The following is a 19,293-nucleotide window of genomic DNA, read 5'->3' as shown; positions in this document are numbered from 1 at the left end:
GTTACTTTACACTGCTGGCGAGTTTGAAAACACACTACAACAGTAGGCTAAAACGATGAAAAGGTGAAAAAAACCCCTTATATCAAGTTAGCTGTAACATTTTGCTCAAAACTTAACCACATCACGGCAGAGCATCACTTCCAAGGCCTTGCCTGGTGCTAGGCATCCACCATCGCCAGCGCCTCTTCGACATCCACAGTAACCAAACGCGAGCAACCCGGCTCATGCATGGTTACCCCCATCAATTGATCCGCCATTTCCATGGCGATCTTGTTGTGGGTGATGTAAATAAACTGCACTTTCTCAGACATCTCTTTGACCAGACGCGCATAACGGCCAACGTTGGCATCATCCAAAGGTGCATCGACCTCATCGAGCATGCAAAACGGTGCCGGATTAAGCTGAAAGATTGCAAAAACCAACGCTAGCGCGGTCAAAGCCTTCTCACCACCGGAGAGTAAATGGATAGTGCTGTTCTTCTTGCCAGGTGGCCTCGCCATAATTGTTACACCAGTATCGAGTAGATCTTCGCCTGTGAGTTCCAAATAAGCTGTGCCACCCCCAAAAACCTTCGGAAATAATGCCTGCAAACCCGCGTTTATTTGATCGAATGTTTCCTTGAAACGATTGCGTGTTTCGCGGTCAATCTTGCGAATGACATTCTCCAGCGTGTCCAATGCCTCGACCAAGTCCGCATCCTGAGCATCCAGATAGCGCTTGCGCTCGGATTGCTGCTGATACTCGTCAATCGCGGCGAGGTTGATCGGACCCAGACGCTGGATACGCACAGCCATGCGTTCGAGTTCTTCTTCCCAGGACTTCTCGCTGGACTCACTCGGCAGCGTCGCCAAAACACCGTGCAAATCGTAATTGTCTTCCAGCAACTGATCTTGCAGCGCTTTACGTCGCACCGTCAGCGACTGCCACTCCATGCGCTGTTGCTCAAGTTGACCGCGTAATAATTGCGACTGCTGCTCAGCCTGAGTACGACGCTTCTCAGCATCGCGCAATTGTCGATCCGCATCTTCGAGGGTCAAGCGCGCCAGCTTCAACTCATCCTCGACCCCCATGCGCCGGTCGAGCAATTCTTCAAGCTTGATACGCAACTCTTCGAGCGGCGCCGCGCCTTCTTCGAGATTAAGGTTCAGTTGCTCACGGCGCTCATGCAGGCGCTCGGACTGCTGGCGCAAGCGTTCAAGGGCTTGACGGGTCGAGTCGTACTGCGCGCGCAACGAGCCCAGGCGCACAGCTAATTGATGCGCGTGATCCTTGTGTTGGCGCGCATCGTGGCGCACCCGGTCTAGTTGCTCACGCAATTGGTCACGACTGGCAAGCAACGTTTCACGCTGGTCGTTGTCTTGAGCCATGGTATCCAGCGCTTCCTGCAATTGCAGGCGCGACTCGCCGAGCTGCTCCTGCTCAAGCTCACGCTGGCCAGACAGTTCGTTAAGTTCAGTGTCGAGGCGCTGTCGACGCAACACCAGCTGTTCTGCCTTGGCCGCACTGGCCGACAACTGGGCCTTGAGCTCACCCAGGTGCCGCGATTGATCTTGCACCTGGCGACGCAGCTGTTCGCGTTGCTCTTCATGCTCGCGCTGTTGCTCGCGCAGGCTCAACAAGCGCTCCCCGAGCAACTCCAGCGCCGCCTCACGCTCCGTGCATTCAAGTCCAAGCTGCTCCAGCTCCTGCCCCCGAGCAAGCACACCACTTTCAGCCTCGCTGGCACGCCGCACCCGCAGAAAATGCTTGCCGACCCAGTAACCGTCACGGCTTATCAGGCTTTCGCCCGCAGCCAGGCTGCCACGCTGAGCCAACGCCTGATCAAGAGTTTCAACCGGGCGAACAGCACCCAGCCATGGCGATAAGTCGAGTACAGACTCAACCTTGTCGAGCAAGCTGCCCGCCACTCTCTGGCCATTTTTGGCCGGACTAAGCAGGCGAAGGTCACCTTGCTCAAAACCTGAAAAATCCAGCTGATCCAAAGCCCCAGGATCATCCAGCAGCACGGCTTGCAAATCAGCGCCGAGAACTGTCTCGACCGCCAACTCCCAACCGCTTTCAACCCTAAGCCCTTCAGCCAACCGAGGACGGTCGAGCAATTGCTGCTTGTCCAGCCATTGGCCAGCCCCCTGCCCCGGCTCCAACGCCGCTTGCTGCAACGCCTCAAGTGATGCCAGCCGACCTTGCAAGCGTTGCAGCTCACCCTGAGCCTGCTGTTGTGCCTGGCCAGCTTGTTCCAGATCCGCACGCAACTGCTGCAAGCGCTCGGCTTGTTCAGCCTCGGTGACTTGCAGCTCCTCAATGCTTAACTCACTAACCGCAACCTGCTCGCCAAGCGCCTGTATCGCCGCATCTTCTGGATCGGCGGCAAGCTGTTGCAACTCCTCACTGAGACGCCGCTGGCGCTCGGCCAGACGCTCAAGGCTTTGTTCCAACTGGCCAATACGCGACTGCTGCACTTCGGCCTGGCGGCGCGGCTCAGCCGAGCGCTGGTTGAAAACATCCCATTGCTCTTGCCAGCCATGCATGGCAGTTTCGGCCAGCTCAAGTGCCGCGGCTGACTCCTCCGCCGCAGCGGCAATCAGGGCTTGCTCAGGTTCAAGCTGGGCCAATTCCTCGCCAAGGGTTGCAGCCAAAGTGCTGTCATGGCCCAGATGTGACTCGGTTTCCTGACGCGAGCGCTCCGCTTCGTTGAGATCATCCTGCAACTGGCGGATCCGCTGCTGGCCATGCTGGATACTTTGCTCGACCCGGGCAATATCGCCGCCCACCGAGTAAAAACGCCCCTGCACCAGATTGAACTGCTCAGACAATTCATGATGACCATCGCGAAAGCGCTCGATACTGGCGTCGGCATTTCGCTGCTCGGCAACCAGCGCTTCAAAGCCAACTTCCTGATCACGAATGATCGACTCACGCTGGCCCACCTGCTCATTCAGGGCTTGCCAGCGCAGGGCCGTGAGCTGTGCTTTGAGCTGGCGCTCTTCGGCCTTGTATTCCTGATATTTTTCAGCAGCCTGGGCCTGGCGATGCAGGCGCTCCAGCTGACGCTCCAGTTCTTCACGCAAGTCAGTCAGGCGTGCAAGGTTTTCATGGGTGCGTCGAATTCGGTTCTCGGTCTCGCGACGGCGTTCCTTATACTTTGATATGCCCGCCGCTTCTTCGATGAAGTTACGCAAATCTTCGGGCTTGGCCTCGATCAGCTTGGAGATCATGCCCTGCTCGATAATCGAGTAGCTGCGCGGCCCCAGGCCAGTTCCGAGGAAAATATCGGTGATGTCACGACGGCGGCACTTGGTGCCATTGAGAAAGTAGGTGTTTTGGCTGTCGCGGGTCACGCGGCGACGAATCGAAATCTCGGCATAACCCGCGTACTCACCCACGAGGGTTGAGTCCGAGTTATCGAAAATCAGCTCGATCGAGGCCTGGGTTACAGGTTTACGCGTGTTCGAGCCATTGAAAATGACATCGGTCATCGACTCGCCACGAAGATTCTTCGCCGAACTTTCGCCCATCACCCAACGAACGGCGTCGATAATATTCGATTTGCCACAACCATTAGGCCCAACGACCGCCGCCATGTTACTGGGAAACGACACAGTAGTCGGGTCAACAAAGGACTTGAAACCTGCGAGTTTGATCGACTTCAGACGCATGCAAAGCGTTCCTTAGCGTTCAGCTAATGCTGCCAGCACCAGTTTAGAATTATGTGCGCAGTAGCCTTTAAGCACTTCGCGTGCCTGATTCTCATCGCGCTCGATGATCGCTTGCAACAAGCGGGTAAAGGTATTGATAAATTGCCCCATTTCGCTACGCCGTCGCTCAAACGCCAAATAATAGGTGCGACTGATCGCAGGCAGCAGGTTTTCGACGCTTTGTTGCAAGTATGGATTGTTCGAAAACCCATAGGCGGCGCGCATGATCTCGAAACTGTTATCGACAAAGGCACTTATGTCACCCTGCTCGAAGTTGCTGATAAGGCGCTTTTGGATATCCACGAACGGCTCCAACTCGGCCTGTTGGCGCCAGCCACGCGCAACGGTGCAGGCCAGTAAGCCGTATAGCTCAACCACCAGTGCGTATAGGCTTTTGACATTGTGCGCCGTAAGCTCACTAACCTGAGCACCACGCCGAGGCTGAATAACGATCAAGTGCCGGCGCTCAAGGATCAGCAAAGCCTCGCGCACAGAACCCCGGCTCACATTCAGCAGCTGGGTGACTTTCTGCTCCTGAATACGTTCGCCCGCCTGCAACTCACCGCGGATAATACGTTCTGACAAATGCTGGGCAATCTGCTCGGCGAGGCTATCCGGTGCCTTGAAGGTCATGCTGTTCCTTAAAACCTGAAGGTGCTTTGCAAGAAGTTATCGACAGGCGCATTAAAGCGCCAACATGCAAGGTTACGGACGATCATTTAGGTCAAGCTCGAACTTGGGCGTAGACGCTACAAGCCGCTGGTAACAGGCGCTGAGATTGATCCACAGATCGTCAAAGTGTAACACAGGCCCTTGGCTTGCAAAGCTGGCGCGGCAAACGCACCAAACCAAGGCATTCAGGCCACACGGCTGATCACCACCCAAGCAACGCAGAGCTTGCTTTACTGACCGTCACGCGGGCTCGGCCTGGCGATGTGCAGAGTTGCCTGCTTGGCACAAAAAAAGCAGTGATCTTCAGGTATTTATTGGCGACGGACTTACAAATAACCATTGGGCATGAAAACTGCCTGACTCGCACGTCAAATATTAGTTGACCCAAAAGTCAGAAATCACTAGATTTAGTCGAAACGAATTGCTTGAACCGCGGCTGACGCCTTCTCGGATCAGCTTCAAGCCAGCAAATCGACAACAATAAAATGCCTGGAGGTCTTCCTTGATCCAGTTTCTACTCAACCGGGAGCTGCGCACTGAGCAGCAACTCGACCCCAACGTCACAGTGCTCAATTACTTGCGTGAGCACCTTGGCAAACCCGGTACCAAAGAAGGCTGCGCCTCTGGTGACTGCGGTGCATGCACCGTGGTTGTTGGCGAACTTGATACAAGTGAAGGCCGCGAGCGCATTCGTTATCGCACACTCAACTCGTGCCTGACCTTCGTTTCTTCACTGCACGGCAAGCAACTCATCAGCGTTGAAGACCTCAAGCACCAAGGCCAATTGCACAGCGTGCAGCAGGCTATGGTTGATTGCCACGGCTCACAATGCGGCTTCTGCACCCCTGGTTTTGTCATGTCACTGTTTGCCTTGCAAAAGAACAGCAACGGCTACAACAAGGCTGAAACACTAGAAGCTCTCGCTGGCAACCTATGCCGCTGCACAGGCTACCGCCCGATTATTGATGCTGCCGAACAAGCCTGCTGCCAGAAACAGCCCGACCAGTTCGACAATGCTGAAGCGCAAACCATTGCCCAGCTCAAAGCCATCGCCCCACTTGAAACCGCCGAACTCAATAGCGGCGACAAGCGCTGCCTGCTGCCACTGACCGTGGCGGATTTGGCCGATATCTACGCCGCCAACCCGGAAGCGCGCCTGCTTGCGGGAGGCACTGACCTGGCGCTGGAAGTCACCCAGTTCCACCGCGAACTGCCCGTGATGATCTACGTCGGCCACATCGAGTCAATGAAACGCATTGATATCAACGACGACGCAATCGAGATTGGTGCAGCCACGGCGCTAAGCGATTGCTACTCGGCCCTGGCCAAGGACTATCCGGACTTCGGTGAGCTGCTGCACCGCTTTGCCTCCTTGCAAATCCGCAATCAGGGCACCCTTGGCGGCAACATAGGCAACGCCTCGCCAATTGGTGATGCCCCGCCGCTGCTGATTGCCCTTGGCGCGCAGATCGTGCTGCGCAAAGGTAATGAGTCACGCACCTTGCCGCTCGAAGACTACTTTATCGATTACAAGGTCACGGCGCGGCAGGAAGCCGAGTTTATCGAGAAGATCGTAGTGCCTCGCGCACAAGCCAATCGTGCATTCCGCGCTTATAAAGTATCGAAGCGCCTGGACGATGATATCTCTGCAGTCTGCGCAGCCTTCAATATCGAAGTGGCAGACGGCACGGTGCAAAGTGCGCGTATCGCCTTCGGCGGCATGGCTGCCACCCCCAAACGAGCCGCCGCCTGCGAAGCCGTACTCAACGGCGCAGCCTGGTATCCGGGGGTTATCGAACAAGCCTGCGCGGCTCTGGCCGAGGACTTCACGCCACTGAGCGATTTCCGCGCAAGTAAAGAATACCGCCTGCTTATTGCACAGAACCTGCTGCGTAAGTTCTTCCTTGAAATGCAAGCTCCAGAAGTTGAGACGCGGGTGACTGCATATGTCTAATCACATCATTCAAAAAACCCAGGCTGAACTGGCTGAGCTGTTCCGCGCCGACCTCACCACCGGTGTTGGTCGCAGTGTAAAACACGAAAGCGCAGCCAAACACGTTTCAGGCGAAGCCACCTACGTCGATGACCGCCTGGAATTCCCCAACCAGCTGCACATTTATGCCCGCATGAGCGACCGTGCACATGCACGTATCGTCAAAATCGATACCGCGCCGTGCTATGAAATCCCCGGCGTAGCCATTGCCATCACCAGCAAAGATGTACCCGGCCAGCTGGATATCGGCGCAGTGGCCCCTGGTGACCCATTACTCGCCGACGGCAAAGTTGAATTCGTAGGCCAAGTGGTGCTGGCCGTAGCCGCAAACAGCCTGGAAGCCGCACGCAAGGCCGCCATGGCGGCGGTCATTGAGTACGAAGACCTTGAGCCGGTGCTTGATGTAGTTGATGCGCTGCGCAAGAAACACTTTGTACTCGACAGCCACCAGCACAAGATTGGCGACTCCACCGGTGCCTTGGCGACGGCCCCGCATCGCCTGCAGGGTAGCTTGCACATTGGTGGTCAGGAACACTTTTACCTGGAAACCCAGATTTCCTCAGTGATGCCCACCGAAGACGGCGGGATGATTGTCTACACCTCGACGCAAAACGCCACCGAAGTGCAAAAACTGGTGGCTGAAGTGCTTGGCGTGGCGATGCACAAAATCGTCATCGACATGCGCCGCATGGGCGGTGGTTTTGGTGGCAAGGAAACCCAGGCTGCCGGCCCCGCGTGTTTGTGCGCCGTGGTGGCTCACCTCACTGGCCGGCCAACCAAGATGCGTCTGCCGCGTGTTGAAGACATGCAGATGACCGGCAAGCGCCACCCTTTCTATGTCGAATACGATGTCGGCTACGACGGCGACGGCTTGCTCCAGGGTATCGAGCTTGAACTGGCGGGTAATTGCGGCTATTCCCCTGATTTGTCAGGTTCTATCGTCGACCGGGCGATGTTCCACTCGGACAACGCCTACTTTCTCGGCAACGCAACCATCAATGGCCACCGCTGCAAGACCAACACCGCCTCCAACACCGCCTACCGCGGCTTTGGCGGCCCGCAAGGCATGGTCGCGATCGAGCAGGTAATGGATCATATTGCCCGCCAACTGGGCAAGGATCCGCTGGAGGTGCGCAAGCTCAACTATTACGGCAAAGAAGACCGCAATGTCACGCACTACTACCAAAAAGTAGAGCACAACATGCTGGCCGAGATGACCAGTGAGCTTGAAACCAGCAGCGACTACAGCAAGCGCCGCGAAGAAATTCGCGCATTCAACGCGCAAAGCCCGGTGCTGAAAAAGGGCCTTGCGCTGACGCCGGTGAAATTCGGCATCAGCTTTACCGCCAGCTTCCTCAACCAGGCGGGCGCGCTGGTACATATCTATACCGATGGCAGCATCCATCTCAATCACGGCGGCACCGAGATGGGCCAAGGCCTCAATACCAAGGTCGCGCAGGTCGTGGCTGAAGTGTTCCAGGTCGATATTTCACGCATCCAGATTACCGCGACCAATACCGACAAAGTACCCAACACCTCGCCGACAGCTGCTTCCAGCGGCGCTGACCTAAACGGCAAAGCCGCGCAGAACGCCGCTGAAACCATCAAGCAGCGCTTGGTCGACTTCCTGATGCGTGAGCATAAAGTCAGCGCAGAAGACATCGAGTTCCGCAACGGCCAGGTCCGCGTTCGCGATCAGTTCATCGCCTTTGACCAAGTGATCCAGCAGGCTTACTTTGCTCAGGTTTCCCTGTCGAGCACCGGTTTCTATCGCACACCGAAGATTTTCTATGATCGTGACAAAGCTGCAGGCCGCCCGTTCTACTATTTCGCTTACGGCGCCGCCTGCTCCGAAGTGATAGTCGACACACTGACCGGTGAATACAAAATGCTGCGTAGCGACATTCTTCATGATGTCGGCGCCTCGCTTAACCCGGCAATCGACATTGGCCAGGTTGAAGGCGCATTCGTTCAAGGCATGGGCTGGCTGACCATGGAAGAACTGGTCTGGAACGGTAAAGGCAAGCTGATGACCAATGGTCCGGCCAGCTACAAGATTCCAGCCATCGCCGACATGCCGCTCGACCTGCGGGTCAAACTGGTCGAGAACCGCAAGAACCCTGAAGACACGGTGTTCCACTCCAAAGCCGTGGGTGAGCCGCCGTTTATGCTGGGGATTGCCGTCTGGTGTGCGATCAAGGATGCCGTGGCCAGCCTGGCTGACTATCGCCAGCAACCCGATATCGATGCACCGGCAACACCTGAGCGTGTGCTTTGGGGCATTGAGCAGATGAAGAAATACCAGCAACCGGCCAAGGCGGTAGCGCGTGAGGCTGTAGAACCTGTCTAAGCAGGTGCAATGAGCGGCGTGATGCTGCGCCGCTCTGTTTTCCCAATGGTGTACAACAATGACAAATACCACCGAAAATTTAACTGAAACAGCCAAAGTCCCTGCCCGTCAGGTGTCTCCGCTGTTTGTGCTGGAGCCATCAAGCGCTGTGGTTGAGCAACCTAAAGTTGCTGACTGGTGCTTGTCACGCCCGGCGAAACCCTTACATAGCTGGAGGCTGAGAAAATGAGCTGGATCAGCACCCTCGCCGAGCTACAAGAGCAAGGCCTGCCTTGCGTACTGGTCACCATCATTGATGAGCGCGGCTCTACCCCGCGCAACTCCGGCTCGAAGATGGTGGTTACCGCCGAACGGATTTACCAAACCATCGGTGGCGGTCATCTTGAATACAAAGCCATGGAAATGGCTCGCCAGATGCTCGAAAGCGGCACCCAAAGCACTCGCCTGGAGCGCTTCAACCTTGGCGCCAGCCTGGGGCAGTGTTGCGGCGGAGCGACCGTATTGCTCTTTGAGCCAATGGGTCAGCCGCAAGCGCAAATCGCTGTATTTGGCGCCGGTCATGTGGGTCGCGCACTGGTACCGCTACTCGCCAGCCTGCCATGCAAAGTACGCTGGATCGACTCACGTGAAGCCGAGTTTCCAGAGCAGGTTCCAGCCGGTGCCGAAAAAGTCGTCAATGATGAGGTGGTCGATGAAGTCGATAACATGCCTGCTGGCAGCTACTACATCGTCATGACCCACAACCATCAACTTGATCTTGAGCTAAGCGCGGCGATTCTCAAGCGCGATGATTTTGCCTACTACGGCTTGATCGGCTCAAAAACCAAGCGTGCCAAGTTTGAACATCGCTTGCGTGATCGCGGCTTTGACCCAGAAGTGGTTCAGCGCATGCGCTGCCCGATGGGTTTAGGTGAAGTCAAAGGCAAGTTACCGGTTGAAATTGCAGTGTCGATTGCGGGCGAAATCATCGCCACCTACAACGCACATTTTGGCGAGCAAAAGCACAGCAAATCCGCCGGGCCTATTGCTCAGCTATTACCGGCCTCGCGCCGTAATCACGCTTGAAACACACTTAATACCAACGCTATCTGCCGACGATCAGGCGGATAGCGGCTGACTAACAGACTGCCGAGAACATTATGTCCAGCCCTGCAAAAGCTTACCGCGCGTCCATACTCCACAGCCTTGCCGACCCCGCCGTGGTCGGCATCGAACAATCGTATGAGTATTTTGAGGACGGTATCCTGCTCGTTGAAGACGGTCGCGTAGTCAAGGTCGGCCATGCCGCTGACTTGCTCGGCTCGCTTAACGGCATCGAGATTACAGAATACCCGGATGCCTTGATCACGCCCGGCTTTATCGACACCCATATTCACTACCCGCAAACCGGAATGATCGCCTCATACGGTGAGCAGTTGCTGGACTGGCTCAACACCTACACCTTCCCGACTGAGCAGCAGTTTGCCGACAAAGCCCATGCGGCGGATGTCGCCGGTATCTTCCTCAAGGAGCTGCTGCGCAACGGCACCACCACCGCATTGGTTTTCGGCAGCGTGCACAAGCAGTCGGTTGATGCATTCTTCGAGGCCAGCGAGGCGCTCAACCTGCGCATGATCGCAGGCAAGGTACTGATGGATCGCAATGCCCCCGACTACCTGACCGACACCGCTGAATCCGGCTACGCCGACAGCAAGGAACTGATTCAACGCTGGCACGGCAAGGGTCGCCTGCACTATGCCGTCACACCACGGTTCGCACCGACGAGCACACCAGAGCAGCTTGAACTTGCCGGTAAGCTCTACCATGAGTTCCCTGATCTATACATGCACACGCACCTGTCTGAAAACCTCAAGGAAATCGAATGGGTTAAAGCCCTGTTCCCTGAGCGCACCGGTTATCTGGATGTCTACGATCACTACAAATTGATTGGCGCCCGCTCAGTCTTCGCCCACGGCGTGCACCTGTGTGACGACGAGTGCAAACGCTTGGGTGAAACCGGCTCGGCAATTGCCTTCTGCCCAACCTCAAACCTGTTCCTCGGCAGCGGCTTGTTCAACCTGAAGAAACTTGAGCAGCATGGCGTTCGTGTCGGCTTGGGCACAGACGTCGGGGGTGGCACTAGCTTCTCGCAGCTGCAGTCGCTCAACGAGGCCTACAAGATCATGCAGCTGCAAGGCCTCAAGCTTGATCCATTCAAGTCGCTGTATCTGGCAACGCTCGGCAGCGCCAATGCATTGTATCTGGATGACAAGATCGGTAACTTTGAAAGCGGCAAAGACGCCGACTTTATTGTTCTCGACTACAAATCCACAGCGCTGATTGATTACCGCATGCAGCAAGCAAAAACGCTGGAAGAAAAGCTATTTGCCTTGACCATTCTGGGTGATGATCGCTCAGTGAAAGAAACCTTCGCTGCAGGTCGCTCAGTCCACCGTCGCGATTAAAAAGTATCCGCTGCTGGCGTTTGCTACGCAGCGGATTCTCGATCAACGATTGCCAACTTCAACAGGCGAATCACCTCTTCAACGTCAGCAGGACTGTTAAAGCGCAACTCGATATAAGCAGATGAAGCCGAGCGCTTTGGATGCCTTATCGAGTTCGCAGGATGTTGTAAACCCTGTTGCTTGATCAGCGATTTGCCCAGTGCTAGATCAAGTTCGTTGTCGTGGTGAAAATGGGCAATTTCCTTTTGACCGTAGTTCAGCGTAGTAAAGCCATCTGATCGCTCGGGCCAGAGCACAACCTGCATGCCCGGCAACCTCTCGATTGCCTCAAGCAATTGCGTCTTTAATGAATTCATTGCTCGCTCGCAGTCTAGGCTGCCGATCAGCGGATTCACACCGCGCCCAAGAAATCCATCTTGCCAATTTTCACACCATTGTGGCGTAAGATCGCGTAACTACAACTGATGTGAAAATAGAAGTTCGGCAAAGCAAAATGCAGCAGGAACATTTGCCCATCAAAACTCAACTCACGTGAAGGCAGCTTGATATTGATAGTCTTGTCCTCGCTGCCATCAATCTGCTCTGGCTTGAATGTTTGAACAAAAGCCTGGGTCTTGGCAATCCGCTCTTTCAGTTCAGCAATGCTTGCTTCGCTGTCGGCATAGCTCGGCACATCGACCCCGGCAAGACGCGCAACACAGCCTTTAACCGCATCGGTGGCGATTTGTATTTGTCGCGCCAAAGGGTACATATCGGGCGCCAAGCGAGCATTTACCAAGACAGTCGAATCAAAACCTCCAGCCTCAGCATGAGCCAAAGCCTTATCGAGAATCGCATCGAGATTGCTCAGCATGCGGATAAAAACAGGAACACTGGCTTGGTACATGGACAACGACATGGTTATTGCTCCACAACAAATGGCAGATTGAACTGAGCACATTACACCTGCGGCATTGCTCGCGCACATTGATATTTCAACTCATGAGCGAGCGATGTCTCTGCCCATAAAATTCAGTTTGCTGAATAAAATCCTGAAATATTCGTTAGCAGGCTTTGTTTTCAGTTGTATGATGAGCTTTCATAACAAGAGGCACTGGAAAAGCAGCGAGCGAAGGCAGACAAGGCTAAAAAGCCAGGCTTAGTGGTCGAGTTCGACCGTCTTGAGCAGCTTCCGACCTAACGATACCTCGCGCAGTCGATTTTCTGGGGTCCGCGATCTTCCGCCGCCATTGCCAACCTGAGCTGCCAAATGACGACCGAGCCAACATCTGCAGATAACTCCACCTTGCAGATTTTAACCATCGTATTTTTTACCTTTATCAGCTTCTTGTGCGTCGGCTTGCCTCTCGCCGTACTCCCCGGTTTCGTCCTCTATGACCTTGGCTACAGCTCGATACTGGCCGGGGTGGTAATTGGCACACAGTATTTTTCGACCCTGCTGACTCGACCGATTTCTGGCTCCATCGCCGACCGCTTAGGCGCCAAACGAGGTGTTCTTTATGGCCTTGTTGGCTGCTCGATAAGTGGCGCTGTAACCCTGCTCGCCACATCCCTGCTGGCCTATCCTTTGGCTAGCTTGATATTGCTGATACTGGCCAGGATTATCCTCGGTGTATCTCAAGGCTTGGTTGGCACAGGCTCGATCAGTTGGGGCATCGGCAGGGTCGGACCGGAAAACACCGCCCGGGTGATTTCCTGGAATGGTATTGCATCCTATGGCGCAGTGGCGCTCGGGGCTCCCTTAGGGGTCATGATGGTGTCCAGCTTAGGGCTCTGGAGCATCGGCAGCCTGACCCTGGTTCTTGCAGGCGGATCATTTTTGCTGGCCCGCATCAAAACCCCAGCCCCCATTATCAAGGGTAAGCGCCTGCCCTTTAGCAGCGTATTTCTCAAAGTAGCGCCAAACGGCGTAGCGCTTGCTCTTGGCTCAATTGGCTTTGGCACCCTGGCCACTTTTATCACCCTGTATTACGACAGCCGTGACTGGGATAACGCGGCGTATTGCCTGAGTGCATTTGGCGCCGCGTTTATCCTCGCTCGCCTCTGGTTTTCCAGCACGATCAAAAAGCGCGGGGGTTATCGCGTTGCAACCGTATGCTTGTTTATCGAGTGCATAGGCTTATTGCTGATCTGGCTTGCACCCACCCCATGGATTACCTTATGTGGCGCTGCCCTCACCGGCTTTGGCTTGTCGTTGGTCTACCCCGCCTTGGGGGTTGAAATCATCTCGCATATTCCGCCCGCGAGCCGCAGTTCGGCACTCGGCGCCTATGCAGTATTCTTTGACCTGGCATTGGGCATCGCCGGGCCTTTGATGGGCGCCGTTGCCGGTCACTTCGGCTTCGGCTCAATCTTTATGGTTGCCGCCTGCATGGCCCTGTTGGGGATGCTGTTGACTCTGATCTTGCTAAGCAGGGATAAAGGCTCCAGGCTGAGCTCGGCCTGAATGAGCTTGGGCTGAATAGGAGCGCAAAGATGAATCGTCAACAAATTGCTGCTTTTTGCCTGCAGTTACCGGGCGCCCGTGAAGACTTCAAATGGGGTGAAAACCAGGTGTTTTCCATCGCGGGAAACAAGATGTTTGCAATCCTTAACTTTCTCGGCGGCAATCTCGCCTTCAAGGTCGATAACGATCTCTTTCTCGGCTTTGTTGATCGCCCGGGAATCCGCCCTTCACCCTATCTGGCCCGAGCGCACTGGGTCAGCATGAACTGTGATCAGTTGCCCATCGGCGATGAAGAGTTGCGCGAACTGATCACCCGCTCGCATCAACTGGTAGTGGCTAAACTATCAAAGCGCAAACAGCTTGGCCTGCTGATTGATCTATAAGCGCCGGATAAAGTGGCCGAAGTACTCGCCACCCAAGACCAGCCAATCAAACCAAAGCAGTTGATGGGCCAAGATAATCAACCAGAAAATAAACTGGTAAGTCCCTTTCCGGGTTTTATGCCGAAAGCATTGCTGGGCGATCAAAGCACCAGGCCAACCACCGAGTAACTCGACCAGGTGCAACGTGCTTTCCGGTATGCGCCAGGCGCCACGCATGGCTTTGGCTTTGTCACTCCAGTACTGCACGAAACTGACCAGGCTCATCAGCGCATAAGCCGCCAGCATCCAGATGATGCCAACCTTGAAAAACAACTGGAAACTGCCGAACAAGGGCAAGGCGCAGAGCCCAATGAACACCAGGGTTTTGAGCCCAAGGTTTTGCATGGGCACGCTGAGTTGACGGCGTGGCGGTCTTGGCGCCTTCTGCATTTCAGGCTGCTTGTGCCGCTTCGCAGACCCAGTTGGCTTACGACGAATCTTGGGCTGATCAATGGACAGCTCGCCGGCAATCCGTAGATGCTCCGCACGCAAACGGCCCTTGTCGTCTTTACCAGCGATGTACATGACCTGGTCACCCGCGACCGGGCGACGATCACCACGCATTGCCGAAATATGAGCGAACACTTCGGGTCCGCCTTGCTCGGGGCGGATAAAACCGAAGCCTTTGTCATCATTCCAGTTTTTGATCGAGCCGCGTACTTCCATGATTAAACAGTCATCCCCTGCATACCTTTACTCACTATTGTCATGCGCGCTAGCACGCAGGGCATTTTGCTCTGCAACCGGTAACTTCAAATAGGCTTTGGGCGTAATGCCAATATGCAAACGAAAGCATTTATAAAATGCAGACAGCGAATTAAAGCCTGCCGCGAAGACTAGATCATCGACCTTGGCCGACTGCTGGAGTTGCTCGACACTCTGCAATAAATGCTTGAGCCGCTCATGATTCACATAGCGGTAAAAACTTTGGCCAAGTACCTGGTTTAACAAGTAGGAGATCTGATTACGGCTGTAGCCTGTTTCGCTCGCCACTTGCTGGAGGTTGAGACCTGGATCTAAATAGGGTTGTTTTTTAGCGAAGTATTCTTGCAGATCCAACGCCAAAATACCCAGTTGGCGCGCCGACAAACCGAGTCGACTGGTGGCTGGGCGACCGTCCGACTCATGCTGGCCATCATGCTGTTCATGGATCAACGAGGCGTATTCGTTAACCCGCCAGATCAGCCCATCACGAACGGTGATTGCCTCGCTGGAACGGAACGAAACCAAGCCGGGACCGCCACGCAAAGTAATCCGGTATTGGATAAAGGCCGTGTCGTCATCAAAGCGAATTCGATCGGTGTGCTCAAGCACCTCTTGTGGCGCAAGCGGCATCGAGCTGCGCACATACTCACGCAACTGCTCGAAATGAAAGACCTTGTTCTGAAAGAAATCACTGTACTCAACGTGCGGATGATAGAGCGCCATCACGGCATCAAGGTCGCTAGTCTTCCATGCCTGGTGATAGCGCTGCACCACCTGCTTGGTGATGCTTGCTGTCGAGTTGGATAACCTTGTGCTCATCAAATGACTCACTCACTGGGCGGCTACACCAAAGGTGCATCTCGATACTGCACCCGGCTGATATAACTAGCCCTGAGCAGTGCTCCAGTCAATCAGATGCAACTGCCAAGTAGCCAGAATCAGCAGCCCGAAACCGATTCGATACCAGGCAAATACTGCATAGCTGTGGTTGCCAATAAACTTGAGCAAGGCCCGCACTGCAATCATCGCGAAAATAAACGAAGTCACAAAGCCAATGGCAAATACTGGCAAGTCAGCCGGCTGGAACAGGTCCCGGTACTTGTAGCCAGAATACACTGCCGCGCCGACCATGGTCGGCATTGCCAGGAAAAACGAAAACTCGGTCGCTGCTTTGCGCGATAGGCCAAACAGCAAGCCGCCGATGATGGTAGCACCGGATCTGGACGTACCGGGAATCATCGCCAGGCACTGGGCGAAACCAATCTTCAGCGCATCCTTCCAGGTCATGTCATCGACCGTTTCTGCATGGACCTTGTGTTTACGGCGCTCGGCCCAAAGCATGACAACACCACCAATGACCAACGCCGTGGCCACGGTAATCGGGTTGAACAGGAACTCGTGAATCAAGTCGGCAAAGCACACGCCAAGAATAACTGCCGGGAAAAATGCGATTAACAAGTTGCGGGTAAACAGCTGTGCCTGGGGCTCTTTAGGCAAGCCGATAACGACATCTAGAATCTTCTGGCGATACTCCCAGACCACCGCCAAGATGGCGCCAAGCTGGATAATGATATTGAAGGCCATTGCCCGCTCACCGCCGAAACCAATCAAGTCGGCAACGATGATTTGATGCCCGGTGCTAGAGATGGGTAAAAACTCGGTAATGCCTTCAACCACGCCCAAAATCAATGCCTGTACGGCCAACCACACGTCCATCCGATCTCCCAATGTGCGCGGGTTTAATAGCCGCGCAAAAAATTATTTTTGAAGCATGTCTAGCGTCATTTGACGGGGTTTGAGCAACACGAGCCACTCGCGCGGACAAATTATCCGTCAACCCTCAGGTTTCTGCGTTTCGGGCCGAAATGCTAACAGAGAATTAGCAATTTATAGCCGGTTACTTGATCTTTACTCAGGCTGTTTGATTCCGATCAGCATGCGGGCATAGGGAAATGCCAGAACAACACTATCCAGCTCCCATAATAAGAATTAGGAGTTTCCCTATGAGCAGCTTGCGTAGCCTACCCATCAGCCGTCGTCTATGGTTGATACTTATTGTCGCAATCGTCATGTTATTGACCTTGGGCAGCGTATTGCTCAAACAAATTCACAGTGACTTGTATGCGGGCAAAAGCGAAAAAACCCAGCACTTGGTACAAAGTGCAACCGGCATCATTGCGCACTTCCATGCCTTAGAAACGGCAGGTACGCTCAAGCGTGAAGATGCACAAAAGCAGGCATTGGAAATAGTCCGTGGCCTGCGCTACGACACCAGTGAATATTTCTGGGTTAATGATCTGACCCCAACCATGATCATGCACCCCACCAATCCAAAGCTCGAAGGCCAGAACCTGTCGACCTTCAAAGACCCTGACGGTAAGGCTTTGTTCAATGAAATGGTGAGCATCGCTAAGGCCAAAGGCGCTGGTCAGGTCGATTACCGTTGGCCCAAGCCAGGGGCAAGCGAACCCGTACCGAAAATATCCTACGTACAACTTTTCGAACCCTGGGGCTGGATCATTGGCTCTGGAGTATACGTCGATGACCTGCAAGCTGAGTTTTCAGCCCAGGCAACACGTGTCGTCATCATCAGCCTGACCTTGATGCTTCTGATGACGCTCGTTGTCACATTGATAGCCCGCAGCATTTCCAAACCGCTAAACCAGGCGGTAAGCGCAATGGCTAATATTGCCAGCGGCGAAGGCGACTTGACGCACAGCCTTGATGCACAGGGCAACGATGAACTGACTGCATTGGCGCAACACTTCAATGCATTTACCGAAAAGCTACGTCAGGTTATCAAGCAATCCCTTGATTCGGCCTCAGAGCTGACTCAGGCTGCGCAGTCGCTAGATAGCGTAGCAACGGATGCGCACAACCACAGCCAACAACAATCGCAGCAGATGGAGTTAGTGGCTACCGCGATTAACCAAGTCACCTACGCGGTTCAGGATGTAGCTAAAAACGCCGAACATGCTTCGTCTGAGGTTCTGTCCGCCGAGCAACAGGCATCACAGGGCCAGAGCAACATTCAATCGAGCCTGCAGCAAATAGGGCAGTTGTCGGCAATGATCGACAATGCAGTCACAGTGATGAATACCCTTGCAGAGGAAAGCACAGAGATCGGCAGCGTACTTGAAGTGATTCGCTCAATTGCTGAACAAACCAACCTGTTGGCACTCAACGCGGCGATTGAGGCCGCCCGTGCAGGCGAACAAGGTCGTGGGTTTGCGGTTGTTGCTGATGAAGTACGTTTACTTGCTCAGCGCACACAGAAATCCACAGCTGAAATTCAAACCATGACAGAACGCTTGCAGGCTAACTCGCAAGCTGCAGTTAAGGTGATTAATGAGAGCAGCCGTGCATCACAGCTCACAATTGAACAAGCCAATTTGGCGGGCCACAGCCTCGATCAAATTGCCCACTCATTAAAAAACATCACAGGCCTGAACACCTCTATTGCAAGTGCAACTTTAGAGCAGTCCCATGTTGTTGATGATATCAATCAGAATGTCACTCAAGCTGCCGGTCTCGCCCATGAGAATGCGTCTGCAGCGCAGCAATCGAATAAAGCCAGTGAGCATGTAGGTCAGTTGGCCAAGCAACTTAGCGCCTTACTCGGACAGTTTCGTGTGTAAACGCCAATAGCGCGGCATCATGCTCGTTCGATCATTGGTGTATGTTGCGGCCTAGGTTGGTTGCACAACAAACCAGCGCACAGCGGTTAATCAAATACCATGGTTAACCGCTCACGCCCCAGCTATGCGCAGATTACCAGCGGCACACCCCGTCAGATCATCCAAACTGTTAAGATAAGCGCAGTTACGCGGCAGGCAACACGGCGCCGCTCAATACGCTTGTAGAGATGTATCGCAGAGAGTAAACCAGTGGAATTGTTCAAAGAATTCATGTTTGAAGCGGCTCACCGCCTTCCTCACGTTCCTGACGGCCATAAGTGTGGTCGCCTGCACGGACACTCCTTTAAGGTTGCAGTTTATATCGAAGGCGAGGTTGATCCCCATACCGGTTGGATTCGTGATTTCTCCGAGATTAAAGCGATATTCAAGCCGCTATATGAGCAACTCGACCACAACTACCTGAATGATATTCCTGGCCTTGAAAACCCGACCAGTGAAGTACTGGCGAAGTGGATTTGGCAAGAGTTAAAGCCCTTGCTACCTGAGCTATCACGCATTCGCATCCATGAAACCTGTACCAGCGGCTGCGAGTATCGCGGCGACTAGCCGCAGTAATTAAAAAGCCACCGTCAGGTGGCTTTTTAATGCATGAGATTCGGTCCTGCGCGGGGTTTAGTGCGGATCGCGGCCACGGCTGCCACGTAGGGTGGATGACGCTTTATCCATCCACCGGCTGTTGCTAACCCTGGCCAAGTTGTTGCACCTTGGCGGGCAAGCTGCGCGCTGGCCGCCCTTCCGAACTTTTTTCTGCGCAAAGAGAAACCCCAGATCATTTTCATGATCTGGGGTTTCGGTATAGGCGCTTGACGATGACCTACTCTCACATGGGGAAACCCCACACTACCATCGGCGATGCATCGTTTCACTA

15 protein-coding genes and 1 pseudogene are annotated in these 19,293 nt (G+C 54.4%); 9 read left to right on the top strand and 7 right to left on the bottom strand.

Annotation, left to right across the window (positions count from 1 at the left end):
• Positions 1–158: 158 nt before the first annotated feature.
• Together smc and AACY26_RS20160 are read right to left on the bottom strand one after the other, a co-directional pair.
• Entirely contained in the window at positions 159–3,656 is a 3,498-nt protein-coding gene (gene smc, locus AACY26_RS20165) for a chromosome segregation protein SMC (RefSeq protein ID WP_339516679.1), read from the bottom strand.
• Positions 3,657–3,668: 12 nt separating this feature from the next.
• On the bottom strand, positions 3,669–4,328 hold the full coding sequence (locus AACY26_RS20160; RefSeq protein WP_339516677.1) for a GntR family transcriptional regulator: 660 nt from the start codon (positions 4,326–4,328) through the stop codon (positions 3,669–3,671).
• A 541-nt stretch (positions 4,329–4,869) separates the two neighbouring features.
• Between AACY26_RS20160 and xdhA the strand changes: the two genes are divergently transcribed.
• From xdhA to guaD, 4 genes are all read left to right on the top strand, one after another.
• A complete protein-coding gene (gene xdhA, locus AACY26_RS20155; protein WP_339516675.1) occupies positions 4,870–6,321 on the top strand; it encodes a xanthine dehydrogenase small subunit in 1,452 nt (483 codons plus the stop codon).
• Complete coding sequence (xdhB, locus tag AACY26_RS20150; RefSeq protein ID WP_339516673.1) at positions 6,314–8,710, top strand: xanthine dehydrogenase molybdopterin binding subunit; 2,397 nt, start codon at positions 6,314–6,316, stop codon at positions 8,708–8,710. The genes xdhA and xdhB overlap by 8 nt, the downstream gene beginning before the upstream one ends.
• Positions 8,711–8,935: 225 nt before the next feature.
• Positions 8,936–9,775 carry a xanthine dehydrogenase accessory protein XdhC gene (gene xdhC / locus AACY26_RS20145; RefSeq protein ID WP_339516672.1) on the top strand — a complete coding sequence of 280 codons (840 nt, stop codon included), beginning with the start codon at positions 8,936–8,938 and terminating at the stop codon, positions 9,773–9,775.
• 74 nt (positions 9,776–9,849) lie between these two features.
• Positions 9,850–11,154 carry a guanine deaminase gene (gene guaD / locus AACY26_RS20140; RefSeq protein WP_339516670.1) on the top strand — a complete coding sequence of 435 codons (1,305 nt, stop codon included), beginning with the start codon at positions 9,850–9,852 and terminating at the stop codon, positions 11,152–11,154.
• A 23-nt stretch (positions 11,155–11,177) separates the two neighbouring features.
• Here guaD and AACY26_RS20135 read toward each other — a convergent pair whose 3' ends face one another.
• Together AACY26_RS20135 and AACY26_RS20130 are read right to left on the bottom strand one after the other, a co-directional pair.
• Positions 11,178–11,510, bottom strand: coding sequence for a luciferase domain-containing protein (locus AACY26_RS20135; RefSeq protein ID WP_339516668.1), 333 nt, complete (start codon positions 11,508–11,510; stop codon positions 11,178–11,180).
• A 35-nt stretch (positions 11,511–11,545) separates the two neighbouring features.
• Positions 11,546–12,052, bottom strand: coding sequence for a DUF1993 domain-containing protein (locus AACY26_RS20130; protein ID WP_339516665.1), 507 nt, complete (start codon positions 12,050–12,052; stop codon positions 11,546–11,548).
• A gap of 351 nt (positions 12,053–12,403) precedes the next feature.
• Here AACY26_RS20130 and AACY26_RS20125 point away from each other — a divergent pair, with 351 nt between their 5' ends.
• Both AACY26_RS20125 and AACY26_RS20120 read left to right on the top strand, forming a co-directional pair.
• Complete coding sequence (locus AACY26_RS20125) at positions 12,404–13,600, top strand: MFS transporter (protein ID WP_339516663.1); 1,197 nt, start codon at positions 12,404–12,406, stop codon at positions 13,598–13,600.
• 29 nt (positions 13,601–13,629) lie between these two features.
• Complete coding sequence (locus tag AACY26_RS20120; RefSeq protein WP_339516661.1) at positions 13,630–13,983, top strand: MmcQ/YjbR family DNA-binding protein; 354 nt, start codon at positions 13,630–13,632, stop codon at positions 13,981–13,983.
• Here the strand turns inward: AACY26_RS20120 and AACY26_RS20115 are convergent.
• The 3 genes from AACY26_RS20115 to AACY26_RS20105 form a co-directional block, all read right to left on the bottom strand.
• On the bottom strand, positions 13,978–14,688 hold the full coding sequence (locus tag AACY26_RS20115; RefSeq protein ID WP_339516659.1) for a DUF1294 domain-containing protein: 711 nt from the start codon (positions 14,686–14,688) through the stop codon (positions 13,978–13,980). The genes AACY26_RS20120 and AACY26_RS20115 overlap by 6 nt on opposite strands.
• Positions 14,689–14,715: 27 nt before the next feature.
• Positions 14,716–15,546 carry an AraC family transcriptional regulator gene (locus AACY26_RS20110; RefSeq protein WP_339516657.1) on the bottom strand — a complete coding sequence of 277 codons (831 nt, stop codon included), beginning with the start codon at positions 15,544–15,546 and terminating at the stop codon, positions 14,716–14,718.
• Positions 15,547–15,612: 66 nt separating this feature from the next.
• Positions 15,613–16,443 carry an undecaprenyl-diphosphate phosphatase gene (locus AACY26_RS20105; RefSeq protein ID WP_339516655.1) on the bottom strand — a complete coding sequence of 277 codons (831 nt, stop codon included), beginning with the start codon at positions 16,441–16,443 and terminating at the stop codon, positions 15,613–15,615.
• 236 nt (positions 16,444–16,679) lie between these two features.
• On the opposite strand from AACY26_RS20105, the pseudogene AACY26_RS21420 reads away from it, so the two are divergent.
• From AACY26_RS21420 to queD, 3 genes and pseudogenes are all read left to right on the top strand, one after another.
• A pseudogene (locus AACY26_RS21420) lies at positions 16,680–17,510 on the top strand (cache domain-containing protein); the annotation flags it as partial.
• Between the two features lie 120 nt (positions 17,511–17,630).
• Positions 17,631–18,365: a methyl-accepting chemotaxis protein gene (locus AACY26_RS21415; protein WP_445261339.1), complete on the top strand. Its 735-nt coding sequence runs from the start codon at positions 17,631–17,633 to the stop codon at positions 18,363–18,365.
• A gap of 249 nt (positions 18,366–18,614) precedes the next feature.
• Complete coding sequence (queD, locus tag AACY26_RS20095; protein ID WP_339516651.1) at positions 18,615–18,971, top strand: 6-carboxytetrahydropterin synthase QueD; 357 nt, start codon at positions 18,615–18,617, stop codon at positions 18,969–18,971.
• The last annotated feature ends 322 nt before the right edge of the window (positions 18,972–19,293 follow it).

This window comes from Pseudomonas sp. RL_15y_Pfl2_60, assembly GCF_963970595.1.
In the GTDB taxonomy this organism is placed as follows: domain Bacteria; phylum Pseudomonadota; class Gammaproteobacteria; order Pseudomonadales; family Pseudomonadaceae; genus Aquipseudomonas.
The sequence above is the reverse complement of the archived record's forward strand: the minus strand, read 5'-3'. Positions and strand labels throughout refer to the sequence as shown.